The 16,240-nt window shown below is 59.5% G+C and carries 15 protein-coding genes; 13 read left to right on the forward strand and 2 right to left on the reverse strand.

Annotated elements, in window-relative coordinates:
- Window positions 1-995 (forward strand): hypothetical protein (locus C4N24_RS15205; RefSeq protein ID WP_181573012.1); only part of this gene is annotated, 995 nt, incomplete at its 5' end.
- Window positions 992-1,711 (forward strand): ABC transporter ATP-binding protein, encoded by a 720-nt coding sequence (locus C4N24_RS00010; RefSeq protein WP_112089787.1) that lies wholly within the window; start codon window positions 992-994, stop codon window positions 1,709-1,711. The genes C4N24_RS15205 and C4N24_RS00010, both read left to right, overlap by 4 nt.
- A 240-nt stretch (window positions 1,712-1,951) precedes the next feature.
- Here the strand turns inward: C4N24_RS00010 and C4N24_RS00015 are convergent, their stop codons facing one another.
- Window positions 1,952-2,278 (reverse strand): GlsB/YeaQ/YmgE family stress response membrane protein, encoded by a 327-nt coding sequence (locus C4N24_RS00015; protein ID WP_112089788.1) that lies wholly within the window; start codon window positions 2,276-2,278, stop codon window positions 1,952-1,954.
- A 20-nt stretch (window positions 2,279-2,298) separates the two neighbouring features.
- Window positions 2,299-2,988: an endonuclease III domain-containing protein gene (locus tag C4N24_RS00020; RefSeq protein ID WP_112089789.1), complete on the reverse strand. Its 690-nt coding sequence runs from the start codon at window positions 2,986-2,988 to the stop codon at window positions 2,299-2,301.
- Between the two features lie 172 nt (window positions 2,989-3,160).
- Between C4N24_RS00020 and C4N24_RS00025 the strand changes: the two genes are divergently transcribed.
- The 11 genes from C4N24_RS00025 (at window position 3,161) to C4N24_RS00075 (ending at window position 16,238) form a co-directional block, all read left to right on the forward strand.
- Window positions 3,161-4,435 carry a replication-associated recombination protein A gene (locus tag C4N24_RS00025; RefSeq protein ID WP_015538564.1) on the forward strand — a complete coding sequence of 425 codons (1,275 nt, stop codon included), beginning with the start codon at window positions 3,161-3,163 and terminating at the stop codon, window positions 4,433-4,435.
- 24 nt (window positions 4,436-4,459) lie between these two features.
- Window positions 4,460-4,864: a Fur family transcriptional regulator gene (locus C4N24_RS00030; RefSeq protein ID WP_112089790.1), complete on the forward strand. Its 405-nt coding sequence runs from the start codon at window positions 4,460-4,462 to the stop codon at window positions 4,862-4,864.
- A gap of 118 nt (window positions 4,865-4,982) precedes the next feature.
- Window positions 4,983-6,374, forward strand: a complete 1,392-nt coding sequence (gene miaB / locus C4N24_RS00035) for a tRNA (N6-isopentenyl adenosine(37)-C2)-methylthiotransferase MiaB (RefSeq protein WP_112089791.1) — start codon at window positions 4,983-4,985, stop codon at window positions 6,372-6,374.
- A 60-nt stretch (window positions 6,375-6,434) separates the two neighbouring features.
- A complete protein-coding gene (locus tag C4N24_RS00040) occupies window positions 6,435-6,842 on the forward strand; it encodes a YlbF family regulator (protein ID WP_005925591.1) in 408 nt (135 codons plus the stop codon).
- 112 nt (window positions 6,843-6,954) lie between these two features.
- Complete coding sequence (gene mutS / locus C4N24_RS00045; RefSeq protein WP_112089792.1) at window positions 6,955-9,570, forward strand: DNA mismatch repair protein MutS; 2,616 nt, start codon at window positions 6,955-6,957, stop codon at window positions 9,568-9,570.
- A 33-nt stretch (window positions 9,571-9,603) separates the two neighbouring features.
- The gene (gene mutL / locus C4N24_RS00050) at window positions 9,604-11,748 is read left to right on the forward strand and encodes a DNA mismatch repair endonuclease MutL (protein ID WP_112089793.1); all 2,145 of its coding nucleotides are present in this window, start codon (window positions 9,604-9,606) and stop codon (window positions 11,746-11,748) included.
- Between the two features lie 13 nt (window positions 11,749-11,761).
- Window positions 11,762-12,682, forward strand: coding sequence for a tRNA (adenosine(37)-N6)-dimethylallyltransferase MiaA (gene miaA / locus C4N24_RS00055; RefSeq protein ID WP_112090163.1), 921 nt, complete (start codon window positions 11,762-11,764; stop codon window positions 12,680-12,682).
- Between the two features lie 5 nt (window positions 12,683-12,687).
- Window positions 12,688-14,001 carry an HlyD family efflux transporter periplasmic adaptor subunit gene (locus C4N24_RS00060; RefSeq protein ID WP_242983141.1) on the forward strand — a complete coding sequence of 438 codons (1,314 nt, stop codon included), beginning with the start codon at window positions 12,688-12,690 and terminating at the stop codon, window positions 13,999-14,001.
- A 109-nt stretch (window positions 14,002-14,110) separates the two neighbouring features.
- On the forward strand, window positions 14,111-14,575 hold the full coding sequence (locus tag C4N24_RS00065) for a cell division protein SepF (RefSeq protein WP_005925611.1): 465 nt from the start codon (window positions 14,111-14,113) through the stop codon (window positions 14,573-14,575).
- Window positions 14,559-15,377 (forward strand): RNA-binding protein, encoded by an 819-nt coding sequence (locus C4N24_RS00070; protein WP_112089795.1) that lies wholly within the window; start codon window positions 14,559-14,561, stop codon window positions 15,375-15,377. The genes C4N24_RS00065 and C4N24_RS00070 overlap by 17 nt, the downstream gene beginning before the upstream one ends.
- 15 nt (window positions 15,378-15,392) lie before the next feature.
- On the forward strand, window positions 15,393-16,238 hold the full coding sequence (locus C4N24_RS00075) for a DivIVA domain-containing protein (RefSeq protein ID WP_112089796.1): 846 nt from the start codon (window positions 15,393-15,395) through the stop codon (window positions 16,236-16,238).
- Window positions 16,239-16,240: the final 2 nt, after the last annotated feature.

Consider the following 16,240-nt stretch of genomic DNA (forward strand, 5'->3'; position numbering starts at 1 on the left):
GCGCCTTGCCGGAGGACGAACTGCGCCGCATTGCCGCAGATGCCGGCGTTTCGGACGAGGAAATAGAGACGCTGCTGGCAGGGGATTCTGTTTTGACCCTGTGGGGAGATTGCTATTATGACCCCGCTGCGGACGCGTACTATCAGAAGAACACCCAAACGGAGGGCAGCATTCCTGTTGAACCGCTTTTCGCAGCTGGAGACAAGTTGAGCATCCAATACCGGCGTTATACCGGGCAGGATGAAGCCGGGAATGAGGTCTACCGGACGTATACAGCCCAGCTGCCCATTGTCGGTGTCGTAAAGTCTGCGAACAACTACACGCTGTTGACAACAGACCGGCTCATTTCCAGCGGCACGATTTTTGTCAGTACGGCTCTTTACCATAAAATGTTTGAGAGCGCAGGCAGCTACCATATGGAAAAAGAAGGATACAGCAGCCTGAACGTGAAACTGTCCGCTGACAGCAATTTCTCGTTGCGGCGGTCTATTTCCTCCATTGCGACGCGCAGGAATGGTATCTTGAGTGCAGATAACTACGACCTGATCAGCCAGAGCTACACCGAGGGCACACAGAGCGCTTTCCTTGTCGGCATCCTTGCGGTATTCGGGGTCCTTCTGGGGTGCGCACTGCTGGTGGTTTTGAACCTTTCGGCTTATGAAATCCAGCAGCAGCGGCTGTCGCTTCTCCTGACGCTGGGTGTTTCCCCGAAAAAACTGGTGCTATCCTATGCAAAGCTGCTGCTCCCGGTCATCTTTGGGACGACGCTGCTTGTGAATATCGTTGTCTATGCGGCAGTTTCGCGTATCGTTCCGATCCAGAGCATTCTCGACCTGATCCGTATCCATACAAGCGGACGGGTGTTTGAATTCCATAAACCCGTGGGAAGTCAGATCATGGTCAGCATTCTGCTGATGGTGTTCTGGCTGTCCGCAGCGTTGCTGCCGATCTTCTCCTTTATTCGTAAAAAAGCATCCAAGGGGGACATCTTATGAAGGATAAAATTCTGGAAGCTGTGCAGATCTCCAAAACCTACGGGGAAGGAGAAAGCACTGTTCACGCCCTCAGAAATAGCGACCTGACCCTTGAAAACGGTACATTTGCGTCCATCATCGGATCCAGCGGCAGCGGAAAATCCACGCTCCTGAAAATTCTGGGAGGACTTTTGCCACCCACCACCGGTAAGGTGCTGCTGGACGGTCAGGACATTTATGCAATGAATGCGGAGCAGCTGGCACAGGTGCGGCGGCAAAAGATCGGCTTTATTTTTCAGGATTTCCGCCTGTTCCCGGAGTACACGGTGCGGGATAATATTCTGATTCCGTTTTACCTCGACCATAGAGCACCGGATGAGCAGATGCTCCATAAGCTGACCGGGATCTTGGGCATTGCGGGCAAGCTGCATTCCCGCCCCGCACAGCTCTCCGGCGGACAGCAGCAGCGTGTGGCGATCGCTCGTGCGCTCATCGCAAAGCCCCGCATCGTTTTTGCAGACGAGCCTACCGGAAATCTGGATACGCGGACGGGCGAGGATACGATGCGGCTGCTGATGGAATGCGCTGCGGAGTTCGGGCAAACGCTTATCGTTGTCACGCATAACCCGGAAATTGCGCAGAAGGCGCAGCAGGTCATTCGGATCGAGGATGGGCGGATCTTTTATAACGCAATACTACCAATGAGTGTTAGTTCTCGCGGGAATAGCGGGGTATAAGAAAGGGGAATGGATATAGGTTTTGATCAGTGGCGCAAGGTGATGCAAAAATAGCACGGTGCATTTCTGTATCGTGCTAAAAATGGACAAACAAAAACCACGGTGCGTGTGCATCGTGGTTTAATCAAACGGAAGATATTTCTGCGCAAGACGTTTTTGCTCGGATATAAAGCCAAAAGCCGCCGCACCCTGCCCGGAAACTCCGGCAGCAGAATGCGGCGGCGTACTGTTACAAAAAACTTACTTGGAGATCTTCTGGCCGATCCAGATGCAGATGCAGGCACCAATCACCGAGATGGCAAAGGAAGAAAAGCTGCCGGAAGCGTGGATGCCCAGCAGGCCGAACAAAAACTCGCCCACAAAGCTGCCCAGCACACCCATCAGGATGTTGCGGCCAAGGGAAGTTTCCGTGCCCATAAAACGCCCGGCCAGATATCCGGCCAGTGCGCCCACCAGCACGCCCACAAAAAGGGAAGCCAGCACACCCACCAGCGACAGCAGGCCGGTCAGACAGCCCACCAGTACGCACAGCAGGGCAACGATAAGTAAAATGGTTAAGGTGATCATAGATTATACCTCCTTGAAAATTACGGCTCTGCCTGCTGCCCGGCGGCTTCGCGGGCGGTGCGGCAGATGTCTTTCAAACAGCATTTTTCGCATTCCGGCTTGCGGGCATTGCACACCGCACGGCCGTGCATCACAAAGCGGTGGCAAAGGTCGCTGCCTTCCTCCGGCGGGATGATCTTCCACAGGGCCATCTCCACCTTCTGCGGCTCCTTGATGCCGTCCACAAGGCCGATTTTATTGCACAACCGGATGCAGTGGGTGTCGGTAACGATGGCGGGCTTGCCGAACACATCGCCCATGATCAGGTTTGCGCTCTTGCGCCCCACGCCGGGCAGGGCAAGCAATTCGTCAAAGGTGTCAGGCACCCGGCAGTCGTACTTGTCCCGCAGCATCCGCATACAAGCCGAGATGTCCCGCGCCTTGGAGTGTCCCAGCCCGCAGGGCTTGACGATGGCTTCAATGTCCTCCGGTTCGGCGGCAGCCAGCGCCGCCACACTGGGGTATTTTGCAAACAGCTCTTCCACCACAATGTTCACCCGGGCATCCGTGCACTGGGCGGCCAGCCGCACGCTGACTAGCAGCTGCCATGCGTGGTCGTAGTCCAGCGTGCACCCTGCATCTGGGTATTCAGCCTTGAGACGCCGGATGACTTCCAGCGCCAGCGCTTTTTTTGCGGTAAGGTCCTCCGGGGCCTTTTTTCGTACCGGCATGGGACAAACCTCCTTTGAAAGGGAATACTTGAATCATACCATGTTTGACAGGATTTGTAAATGTTTACGGGGCATTATCTGAGAATGATTTTCAGAAAAGCCCTTGTCCTCCTTTTCTAAATGCGTTATACTATATAAAAAGTGCCTTGCGGGCAGGAAAGGAGAAACCACCATGAACGAACCTCTTGCGCAGCGCCTGCGTCCCAAAACGCTGGCGGATGTGTGCGGGCAGCAGCATCTGCTGGCCCCGGGGCGGGTGTTCCGCCGCACCATTGAGAGCGGACGCATTCCCAACATGATCTTTTACGGCCCCTCCGGCACCGGAAAGACCACGGTGGCACGTATCATTGCCGAGAACAGCGGCATGACCCTGCACAAGCTCAACGGCACCTCCTGCGGCACAGGGGATATCAAGGCGGTGCTCAAGGATATCGGCACGCTGGCAGCGGCGGGCGGCATTCTGCTGTATCTGGACGAGATCCAGTACCTGAACAAAAAGCAGCAGCAGAGCCTTTTGGAATGCATCGAGGACGGCAGCGTCACCCTGATTGCTTCCACCACCGAGAACCCCTATTTTTACATCTATAATGCCCTGCTTTCCCGCTGCACTGTGTTTGAGTTCAAGCCCCTTGCCGCAGCGGATGTGGAGCGCGGGGTGCGCAACGCCGTGCAGCGCCTTTCCGAGGGGGAGCAGGTGCCGGTGTGCATGGACGAGGACGCCTGTGCCTATCTGGCCGAAAGCGCCGGGGGCGATCTGCGCAAGGCGCTGGGCTGTCTGGACTTTGCAGTCACGGCGGCACCGGTGGAAAACGGAGAAAAGCGCATTACCTTGGATATGATCCGGCAGGTCACCCGCCGCACCGCCATGCGCTACGACCGGGAGGGCGACGACCACTACGACATCGTTTCTGCCTACCAAAAGTCCATGCGCGGCTCCGACCCGGACGCGGCACTGCATTATCTGGCACGCCTGTTGGAAGCGGGAGATCTGCCCTCTGCCTGCCGCCGCCTGATGGTGTGCGCCTGTGAGGATGTGGGGCTTGCCTACCCGCAGATCATTCCCATCGTCAAGGCGGCGGTGGATGCTGCCAACATGGTGGGTCTGCCGGAGGCGCGTCTGCCGCTTGCGGACGCGGTCATTCTGGTGGCCACCAGCCCTAAATCCAACAGCGCCCACGATGCCATCAACGCAGCCATTGCGGATGTGCAGGCCGGGCGCACCGGCCCCATCCCACGCCAGCTGCAAAACAAGCACTTTGATGGCGAGGATGCGCTGGTGAAGGGACAGAACTACAAATATGCCCACAGCTACGCAAACCACTGGGTACAGCAGCAGTACCTGCCGGATGTGCTGAAGGATACCAAATACTACACCTTTGGCGACAACAAGACCGAGCAGGCAGCCCGGGCGTACTGGGCAAAGATCAAAGGGGAAGAAAACGTCTGAACCGTGTAAAAAAGGAGGATGGATATGCGCTACTCAAAACAGCGGGAGCTTGTCATGCAGACGGTGGAGCGGCTGTGCGACCACCCGACTGCGGAAGAGATCTACGATAAAGCCGCACAGGAGTGCCCGAACCTGAGCCTTGGCACTGTGTACCGCAACCTGAACAGTCTGGTGGAGGCCGGGCGGGTGCGCCGGGTGTCCATTCCCGGCAAGGCCGACCGTTTTGACCACACTCTGCCGTGGCACAGCCATTTGTACTGCACCGTCTGCGGCGGCGTGACCGATGCAGATGTGGACGGAAAACAGGTGATGGAACTGGTCAAAAACCAGAAGGGCAGGGTGCAGGATTGCGCCGTGGTGCTGCTGGGCGTGTGCGAAGAGTGCTGCCGCAGACAGGATGCAGAGGTTGCAGCGGCCAAACAGGCATAAAATTTGCGTGTTTCCTCTTGCCCGCAGCGGCCAAACAGGGTATACTAAAGAGTGTCTTTTATATAATAGCAGAAAATAGAGTTTCGCCGCATGGGACTGCCCTGCCCGGCGGAGAAGGATGGTTTTTTTGGAATACATTAACTTTGAACATAATACCGTTGCCGCCGAGCTGGTGCGGCAGACCTACGACACCCCGCCGCTGGCCTTTGTGCACAGCTACGGCTGTCAGCAGAACGTCAACGACGGCGAGCGCATCAAAGGCGTGCTGGTGGATATCGGCTACGGCCTGTGCGATAAGCCCGAGGACGCCGACCTGATCCTGTTCAACACCTGCGCCGTGCGCGAGCACGCCGAGCAGCGGGTGTTCGGCAACGTGGGCGCGCTGAAGGGGCTCAAGGAAAAAAAGCCCGGTCTCATCATCGGCCTGTGCGGCTGCATGGCTAACCAGAAGCACGTTGTGGAAAAGCTGCGCAAGAGCTACCCCTATGTGGATCTGGTGTTCGGCGTGGACGGCATCGATACCCTGCCGCAGCTGGTTGCCCAGAAGCTGCAAAAGCATAAGCGGGTGCTGCTGGACCCTGCCCAGCGTCCGGTCATCGTGGAGAATATCCCCATCCGGCGCGAGAGCGAGTTCCGCGCTTGGCTGCCCATCATGTACGGCTGCGACAACTTCTGCACCTACTGCATCGTGCCCTACGTCCGCGGCCGCGAGAAGAGCCGCAAGCCCGGCGATATCCTTGCGGAGTTCCGCAGCCTTGTGGAAGCGGGCTATAAGGAGATCACCCTGCTGGGTCAGAACGTGAACAGCTATGGCAAGGGGCTGGAAGAGCAGATCGATTTCTCCGACCTTCTCAACCTGCTGTGCACCGTGCCCGGCGATTATCACATCCGCTTTATGACCAGCCACCCCAAGGACGCCAGCCATAAGCTCATTGATACCATCGCCGCCCAGCCGAAGCTGTGCAAGCACCTGCATCTGCCGGTGCAGTGCGGCTCCGACCGGCTTTTGCAGCAGATGAACCGCCACTACACGGTGGAGCAGTATCTGGAGCTCATTGACTACGCCCGCAAGACCGTGCCCGGCATCACCTTCTCCAGCGATATCATCGTGGGCTTCCCCGGCGAGACCGAGGAGGATTTTGTAAAAACGCTGGAACTGGTGCGCAAGGTGGGCTATATGCAGCTGTTCACCTTTATCTATTCCAAGCGCACCGGCACCAAGGCTGCCGAAATGCCGGACCCCACCCCCCGCAAGGAAAAGACCGACCGCATGACCCGCCTGCTGGCTACGCAGGACGAGATCGCCATGGCGCTGGTCAAGGCGCAAGTAGGGCAGACTGTCCGGGTGCTGGTGGAAGGTTACGGCCGCAACGAGGGCACCCTTTCCGGCCGGCTGGACAACAACCTGACCGTGGAGTTTGCCGCCGACCCGGCACTGCTGGGCAGCTACGCGACCGTACATCTTACCGGTGCCCGCGCCACTGTGCTGCTGGGCGAAGTGGAAGCATAAAAACGTGATTCCGGGGTAAACTGCCCCAGAAAGAATAAAAACAACAAGGAGAACCCAATCATGGATTGCATTGATCTTTTCAAGCGTGCCGCTATGGCACTGCAGACCGACCCCCGCTACGTCATTCTGGATCAGGCCCGCAAGGCAAATGATAAGGATGAGGAGCTGCAGAATCTGATCGGCGAGTTCAATCTGGCCCGCATGGATCTGAACAACGAGATCGGCAAGAACGAGCGCGACGACGCCCGCATCGCTGAGCTGAACGAGAAGGTGAACAGCCTTTACGGTCAGATCATGGGCAACGAGGGTATGGTGGCATATAACGAGGCCAAGCGCGAGTGCGAGAATCTGGTCAACTATATCGACGCCATCATCAACACCGCCATGAACGGCGGCGACCCCATGACCGTGCAGGAGCCTTCTGCCTCCTGCACCGGCAGCTGCTCTACCTGCGGCGGCTGCCACTAAGCAGAGTTTTCATCGGAACGCGGCTGTGCAACACAGACCGCGTTTTGTTTGCACCGGCGGTTACAGCCCGCAAACCGGCTGACGGAACCATACAAGGGAAAGAGGAAAAACCATGGCAGAGCTTTCGCCCATGATGCAGCAGTATCTTGAGATCAAAAATCAACACAAGGACGAAATTCTTTTTTACCGCATCGGCGATTTTTACGAGATGTTCTTCGATGACGCCGTCACGGCGTCCCGGGAGCTGGATCTTACCCTTACCGGCAAGCAGTGCGGCCTTGCGGAGCGCGCCCCCATGTGCGGCGTGCCCTTCCACAGCTACGAGGGCTATGTAGCGCGCCTGATCGCCAAGGGCTATAAGGTGGCCATCTGCGAGCAGGTGGAGGACCCCGCTAAAGCCAAGGGGCTTGTCAAGCGGGACATCATCCGGGTGGTCACCCCCGGTACGGTCATTGAAAGCAGTATGCTGCAGGACGACCGTAACAACTACATTGCCAGCCTGTACCTCAAGGGCAAAAAGGCCGGTCTGTGCTTTGCGGATGTTTCCACCGGTACGGCGCATATCACCGAACTGACGGCAGATAAGATCGCCCCGGCGGTCATTACCGAGCTGTGCCGCTACCATCCCAGCGAGGTGCTGCTGAACCCCGGTCTGCTGGACTGCCGCGAGGTGACCGCCTACATCAAAAAGAACATGAGCTGCTCGGTGGAACTGGTCGAGGACGAGCGCTATGCGCCGGGGCTGGTGGCGTCTGCGCTGGAAGAGCAGTTTGGCCGCGACTGGCCGCAGACCACCGGCATAGCTGCCGAGGGTCTGGTGCGCTTTGCCATGGCCGCGCTGCTGGAATATCTGCACGATACCCAGATCAAGGGCGTGGAGCGGCTAAAGACCGTCATTACTTACAACGAAGCCCAGTTCATGCGGCTTTCACCGGTCACCCGCGCAAACCTTGAGCTGACCGAGACCCTGCGCGGACGCGAAAAGCGCGGCACCCTGCTGTGGGTGCTGGATAAGACCAGCACTGCCATGGGCAAGCGGATGCTGCGCAGCTGGATCGAGCAGCCGCTTATTTCCAGCTCGCTCATCAACCACCGCCTGAACGCCGTGGAGGCACTGGTGCGCCAGACCATGGTGCGCGGCGATTTGACCGAGGAACTGCATTACATCGCGGATCTGGAGCGCCTGATGACCCGCACGGTGTACGGCTCTGCCACCCCCAAAGAGATCTACACCCTTGCCCAGACCTGCGACCGTCTGCCCGGTCTGCGCAAGCAGGCGGAGGGCTGCAGCTGCCCGGAGCTTTCCGAGCTTGCCGCCAGCATCGACCCGCTGGAGGATATCAAGGCGCGCATTTATGCCGCAGTAGACCCGGACGCACCCTCCACCCTCAAGGATGGCGGCGTCATTGCCAAGGGTTACCATGCCGAGGTGGACGAGCTGCGCTCCATCCGCGACAACACCAAGGGGGTGCTGGCGCAGCTGGAAGCCCGCCTGCGGCAGGAGACAGGCATCCCCAAGCTGAAGATCGGCTATAATCATGTGTTCGGCTACTTCATCGAGGTGAGCAACTCCTACAAAAACCTTGTGCCGGAGACCTATATCCGCAAGCAGACCCTCACCTCCGGCGAGCGGTACATCACGCAGGAGCTGAAGGAGCTGGAAAGCAAGATCCTTGGCGCACACGAGCGGCTCATCTCGCTGGAGCGCCGCCTGTTTGACGAACTGCTGGAGAGCATCGGTGCCCAGCTGGACCGTATCCAGCGCACCGCCAATGCTATCGCCCAGCTGGATGTACTGGCTGCGCTGGCGCAGGTTGCAGCGGAAAATAACTACTGCCGCCCCATGGTGGACGACAGTGATGTGCTGACCATCACCGAGGGACGTCACCCGGTGGTGGAGCAGGTGCTCAAGGGCAGTATGTTCGTGCCCAACGATACTACCCTCAACTGCACCACCGACCGCTGTCTCATCATCACCGGCCCCAACATGGCGGGCAAATCTACCTATATGCGTCAGAATGCCCTCATTGCGCTGATGGCACAGATCGGCTCCTTTGTGCCGGCTGCCAGCTGTCATGTGGGCGTGGTGGATGCCATTTTCACCCGTATCGGTGCATCGGACGACCTTGCCGCAGGCCAGTCTACCTTTATGGTGGAGATGACCGAGGTGGCCGAAATTTTGAAAAACGCCACCGCTAAGAGCCTTGTGGTGCTGGACGAGATCGGCCGCGGCACCTCCACCTTTGACGGCATGAGCATTGCCCGCGCCGTGGTGGAGCATATCGCAGACCCTGCCAAAGGACTGGGCTGCAAGACCCTGTTCGCCACCCACTACCACGAGCTGACCGAGCTGGAAGGCACCGTGGAAGGCGTAAAAAACTACAACATCGCGGTCAAAAAGCGCGGCGAGGACATCACCTTCCTGCGGCGCATCGTGCGCGGCCCCGCCGACGATAGCTACGGCATCGAGGTGGCAAAGCTGGCTGGTCTGCCCGGCAGCGTGACCCGCCGCGCCCACGAAGTGCTGCGCACGCTGGAAGCATCTGCCCCCAAAAACAAGGTGGAGCAGATGGATTTTGACGCCTTGCAGGAGTACAATTCCCCGGCAGTGCCCAGCGAGATGATGGAAAAGCTGGAGACCGTGGATGTGGAAACACTTACTCCCATTGAAGCGCTGAACTTTTTGTACGAGCTGAAAAAGACCCTCAAGGGCAGCCTGAACGGCTGACCATAAAATCAACCACAGGGGAGGGAAAATACCATGGCAGTCATCCATGTTCTGGATAAGCATACCGCTGAACTGATCGCCGCCGGTGAGGTGGTGGAGCGCCCGGCATCGGTGGTCAAGGAGCTGTTAGAAAACTCCATCGACGCCGGTGCAACGCAGGTCACCGTCAGCATTGAATCCGGCGGCGTAAAGCTGATCGAAATCAGCGATAACGGCACCGGCATTGATGCTGAGTATATCCCGACGGCCTTCATCCGCCACGCCACCAGCAAAATCGAAAAGCCGGACGACCTGAACAGCATCCATACGCTGGGCTTCCGCGGCGAAGCACTGGCTTCCATTGCCAGCGTGGCGCGGGTAGAGCTGCTCACCCGCACCGAGGTGGACGAGTTTGCCACCTGCTACCGCATCGCCGGCGGCGAGGAGCAGGGCAGGGAGCCTGCCGCCCGCGCCGTGGGCACCACCATCCGGGTGCAGGACCTGTTCTACAACACCCCCGCCCGCATGAAGTTCCTCAAAAAGGACTCCAGCGAGGGCACCTTTGTGGCAGATAACGTAGGTCATGTCGCACTCAGCCACCCGGAGGTCAGTGTCAAGTTCATCCGGGAAGGCAAGCTGCAATACGTCACCCCCGGCGATGGTCAGCTGCGCAGCGCCGCCTATGCGGTGCTGGGGCGGGAGTTCAGCCGCGACCTCATTGAGGTGCACTCCGAGGAGGGGCTGTACCGGGTCACCGGTCTGATCACCCCGCCCAAGAGCTGCCGCGCCAGTCGCAGCATGCAGCATTTCTACATCAATGGCCGCTATGTGCGCAACCGTACCATCATGGCGGGCATGGAAATGGCCTTTAAGGGCACGACCATGCAGGGCAAGTTCCCGGGCGGCATCCTGCTGCTGGAAATGCCCACCGACCTTGTGGACGTCAATGTCCACCCTGCAAAGATCGAAGCCCGCTTTGCCCGGGAAAACGACGTGTTCGATGTCGTTTACCATGCGGTCAAGCTGGCACTGGCACAGCCCGGCACCGGGGAACGCCGCTTTACCTTTGAAGCGGACAAAAATGAGAAATCCGAAAAAGAAAACGATACAAAGAACGAAAATTCTGTAAAGAATAATCACTTTACGGGACTTTCTGCCGTGGTTCCGGGTCAAGCAGCCCCCGGCACACTGCCTGCGCAGCGCTGGGAAGCCCCGCCGCAGCAGCGCCCCGCTGCTGCACCGGTGAAAACCCCGGCTTTTACGGCAGATACCCCGCCGGTACAGCCCGCACAGCCTGCCCGCGCGGCTGCTGCTATGCCCTCGTGGCGGCAGTCTGCCCCCGCAGAGGACATTCTGGATCCTGTGGTCACCCTCCACAGCCCGGAAAAACCGGATGCAACCGAAGTCCAGCCCGCGCCGCAGCCCTTCCGGGCAGCTGCCGGTGAAGCGCAGCTGGATGTGCACCCGGAAACGGACACCGCAGCCGACCCGCTGCTGGATCACATGGCGGCATGGAACACCGTACCCGCCGCCCCGGAGATCGAAGCCGCCACGGTGCCCTATCAGCCGGAAGAACCCGAACAGCCGGAACAGCCGGAGCAGCTGGGCTTTGATGTACCGCAGGGAGAAGAGCCGCTGCGGTATGTGGGCGAAGTCTTCCGCACCTATATTCTGGCAGAGCGGGGAGACGAGCTGTGCCTGATCGACAAGCACGCCGCCCATGAGCGCCAGCTGTACGAAAAACTTGCTGCCAACTACGGCAACGTGCCCAGCCAGCTGCTGCTGCAACCCGCCGCCATCGACCTTTCCGCAGAGGAAAAGCAGGCGCTGCTGGAAAACCAGCCCCTGCTGGAAAACGCCGGGCTGGATGTGGCGGACTTTGGCGGCAGTACCGTGCTGCTGCGCGCCGTGCCTGCGGACGTAGAGCCGCAGAACGCCGAGGACTTGCTGGTGGAGATCGCCGACCGCCTGCTCAAGGGCAGCCGGGACGCACTGAACGAGCACACCGAGTGGGTGCTGCACTCCATCTCCTGCCGCGCCGCCATCAAGGCGGGGGACAAGTCCTCCCCGCAGGAGCTTATGGCACTGGCCGAGAAGATCCTCTCCGGCGAGGTGCCGCCTTTCTGCCCCCATGGCCGTCCCTGCGTGCTCAAACTTACCCGAAAGGAGTTGGAAAAGCAGTTTGGACGCATCGTGTAATGCAAAACCCGCTGTGGTGGCTGTGGTAGGCCCCACCGCCACCGGCAAGACCGCGCTGGGCGTTGCGCTGGCGCAGCGGTTCTCCGGCGAGGTCATCAGCGCCGACTCCATGCAGATCTATAGAGGTTTGGATGTGGGCACTGCCAAGATCACCCCGCAGGAGACCTGCGGCATCCCGCACCACGGCGTGGACATCCTCACCCCGGAAAAGACCTTCAGCGTGGCAGATTTTACCGCGCTGGCAGGGGAGTATATTCAGGATATCACCGCCCGGGGGCATCTGCCGCTGCTGGTAGGCGGCACCGGACTGTATGTGCAGAGCCTTTTGTACGGGGTGCGCTTCACCGCCGAAAAAGCCCCGGACGGCCTGCGCGAGCAGCTGACCGCCGAGTTGGAAGCCATCGGCCCGGAAGCCATGTACGCAAAACTGCAAGCCGTGGACCCGGAAGCCGCCGCTGCCATCCACCCCAATAATAAGGTACGGGTGCTGCGGGCGCTGGAGCACTACCACGCTACCGGCAAGCGTCTCAGCGAACAAAAGGCCGATTCGCTGCCGCCGGAGCGCCCCTACCGCAGCCTTGTGCTGGGGCTGGACTTCCCGGACCGTGCAGCGCTGTACCGCCGCATCGACCTGCGGGTGGACAAAATGCTGGAAGCCGGGCTTTTAACCGAGGCGGAATACGTCTGGCGCAACCGCGAAGCCTTCCGCACCGCCGCACAGGCCATCGGTTATAAAGAATTTTTTCCGTATTTTGAGCAGACTGCAGCGCTGGATGCCTGCACCGAAAAACTCAAACAGGCTTCCCGTAACTACGCCAAGCGCCAGCTGACATGGTTCCGCCACATGGACGGGGTCACATGGCTGGATGCCGGGGCTGAGGACGTGCGGCAGACCGCCCTGCGCCTGACCCAAGACTTTTTATCGAAAGGATGATCCTTATGCCGGAAACCCCTCAGGAACCGCGCCACAAGCTCTCTGCGCTCACCACGCTGGCAGTTGTGATGGCCACCTTTTTGCTGGCGGCGGCAGTGTATGTCTGCTGGCAGGCGGCGCACATCCTTTTCCCCCAGAACGTCTACGAAACGGCGCTGCCCATCACCATCTCCGATACCATTGAAGCGGACGGCGTGCTGCTGTTTGACGAGACCTGCATTTCCGGCAGCGGCAATCTGGGCTACCTTGTCTCGGATGGCGAGCGGGTGTCGGCGGGCACTGCCGTTGCAGAGCTGTACACCGACGCCAATCAGGCAGTGCTGCGCCAGCAGCTGACCCAGCTCACCAGCCAGATCGACCTGTTGCAGCGCTCCCAGAACACCGCAGCCACCCAGCTGGATGGCTTGCTCAAGGAGCGCTCCGGCGCACTGTACGATCTGCTGGATGCGCTGGACACCGACCGCTACAGCGATGTGGACAGCAGCGCCGATGCCTATCTGCTGGCGCAGAACAAGCTCTGGATCACCACCGGCGATACCGCCGGCTTTGCAGATCAGATCGCGCTGCTTGCCCAGCAGGCACAGACCGTGCAGGCCCAGCTGGGCAACCCCACTCAGATCACCGCCCCCACCACCGGCTACTTTGTCCGGGCTGCCAGCAGCGGACGGCTGAACGCCGGTGCTGCGGACATTCTGGCACAGAGCCCGGAGCAGCTCAAGGCTTATCTGGACTCCGACCCCGAGATGCCGCTGGATGGCTGCGTAGGCAAGCTGGTGGCCGGGTTCAGCTGGCAGTACGCCGGTGTGTGCTCGGCAAAGCAGGCCGAAAAGCTGCTGGGCTCGGACGGCAAGCCCCTGCGCACGGCAGTGGAGATCAGCTTTCCCGGCCAGAGCGATGCCGCCTTGCGCGCTACCGTCACCGAGGTGACCGTTGATGCAGAAAAGGATGTTGCCCGCTTTGTGCTGCGCTGCAATTCCATCAACGGCGACGTGCTGTGTCTCAACCACGCCCGTGCCCGCATCAGCACCGGGGAGAGCACCGGTCTGCGGGTGCCTGCTGCAGCGGTGCACTACCTGAAGGAGGACGGCACCGAGGCCGAAACGCAGGGCGAAAACTATATCCCCGGCGTGTATGTCAAGTACGGCAACATTGCCCGCTTCTGTAAGATCGACCCCGTGGATGCTGACCATCCGCTGGTCACGGAAGGGGATTACATCCTTGTTTTGCCCAAGGGAACGGACGGTTCTGTCAGTCAGGTAAGGCTTTATGACGAAATAATCGTCTCGGGACAAAATTTATATGACGGAAAACTTTTGTAGTTATTGACATCTGCTGCAAAAAATCAGATAATAGTAAAAGCTATTTGCATTCTTTTTGCAAAGAACGCCAGGCAGCCGGGCGCTGCCCGAATGAAAGGAGCAGATAATTATGTCTTTGCTGGATAGCATTAAAAAGGGCCTGATGGGTGAAGGGGACGAGTACGAGGATCAGTACATCGATGACGGCCCCCAGATGGTGAACAACAACAGCGGCGTCGGCATCGGGATGGATGAAGAGACCGAAGAGCCTGCCGAGGGCACCAGCAAAAAGAACAAGGTGGTCAATATCCACGCTACCACCCAGCTCAAGGTGGTTCTGGTCAAGCCCGAGCGGTTCGAGGATGCCAGCACCATTGCCGACCATCTGAACAACAAGCGTACCGTGGTGCTGAATCTGGAGTCCACCAACAAGGAGGTCTCCCGCCGTCTGGTGGACTTCCTGTCCGGCGTGGCCTATGCCAACAACGGTCAGATCAAGCGCGTAGCCAACAGCACCTTTATCATTACCCCGTACAACGTGGATATCATGGGTGACCTGCTGGACGAGCTGGAGAACAATGGCGCATTCTATTGATCCGGCAGCCGGTGCGGTGCGCGGCTTTGTGCCCGCCCGCAACGATGAGGAACGCTATCTCATGCGGCATATCGAGGATCTTGCCGATGCGGCTTTTTCCCGCGGCATAGCCCGGTACTCCGCGTTCCTCAGCGACCGGGAACAGGATCTTGCCCGGGCGGCACTGGGGCGTGCCGGTGTGCGGGACGGCTGGCGTTTTGACGGCGGCTGGCCCGAAGCCGAGCGCCGGGTGCTTTGTCTGGAGCCGGAGTACAGCTACAGCGAGTGTCCGGTGCGCTGTGTACAGCTGCAGTGCCGGGCGCTGCCCGGTGCGGCGCTTCCGGCGCACAAGGACTATCTGGGCAGCCTGATGGGGCTTGCCCTCAAGCGCGAAGCACTGGGCGATATCCTGCTGCCCGCCGATGCGCCGGGCACAGCCTATGTGTTCGCGCTGGAGCCGGCGGCAAAGCTTATCTGCCGGGAGCTGTGCCAGGCGGGGCGCACCGAGGTGTCCACCCGTCTTTTGGAGCCGGAAGAGATCCCGGCTTTCCCGGCGCCGGAGCGGCAGCTGCTCACTGCCACCGTGTCCTCCCTGCGGCTGGACGCGGTGCTTTCTGCCATGCTGCACGTCAGCCGCGGTACTGCTGCGGAGCTGATCGAAGCGGGCAGGGTAGAGATCAACCATCTGCCGGTAGAAAAGCCCCATGCCCCCGTATACGAGCAGGATGTGTTCACCGTGCGCGGCAAGGGCCGCTTCCGGCTGACTGCATTGCCCGGGAAAAGTAAAAAAGATCGTTCGATCATTGAGTTCTTTCAATATTAAAAGCTATGGGAGGAAATGACTATGCTGACTCCGCAGGATGTCCGCTCTGTACAATTTGAAAAAAACCTCCGCGGCTACCGTACAGAGGACGTGGATCGTTTTCTGGACAAGGTCGAGGAGCAGCTGCAGCAGAACGATGCGCAGGCAGAGCAGCTGCGCAAGCAGATCGCAGATCTGACCGCAGAGAACCAGAAGCTCAAGGGCGAGCTGCAAAGCTTTGAGGCTGACGGCGATATGCTCAAGAGTGCGCTGATCAATGCTCAGCGCATGGGCGAAAACGTGATCCGCGAAGCAAACCAGAAGGCTGAGGAGATCATCCACCGCGCAAATCTGCGGGGCGACGATATCATCCGCGATGCCAACGAGCTGCTGCAAAAGGCAAGCGACCGCGCAGACGAGATCGAGAACGAAGCCAATGAGAAGCGTATGGCGGAGGAGCGGGAGTACGACCGCGTCCGTCTGGAGGTCACCCGCTTCAAGGCCGATGTGCTCAATTTGTACCGCAGCCATGTGGAGTCTTTGAGCCGTCTGCCGGAGTTCCAGAAGGAAACCAAGGAAGCTGCACAGGACGCCCCCGCACAGGACGCAGAGCCTGCGCAGGAGACTGCCGCAGAGCAGCCCGCCGCACAGCCTGATGCTGCCCCCGCAGCCGACGCTGCAGCAGCTCCGGTCGAGCAGCCTGCCGAAACGACCAAAACCACCGAACCTGCCGCCCCTGCCGATGACGACAAGGCGGCTGACAGCAGCGAGGATTTCTGGGCAAAGGACGAAAGCCAGCTCAAGCTGGACCCGCCTCCTGCTGATATGAAGCCGGACGAGCCGGACTATGATGCTTTTCAGGGCGTCAAGTTCAGCGAGTAAGG

Origin of the sequence: Faecalibacterium prausnitzii (assembly GCF_003287405.1) — a bacterium.
Taxonomy (GTDB): Bacteria; Bacillota; Clostridia; order Oscillospirales; family Ruminococcaceae; genus Faecalibacterium; species Faecalibacterium intestinale.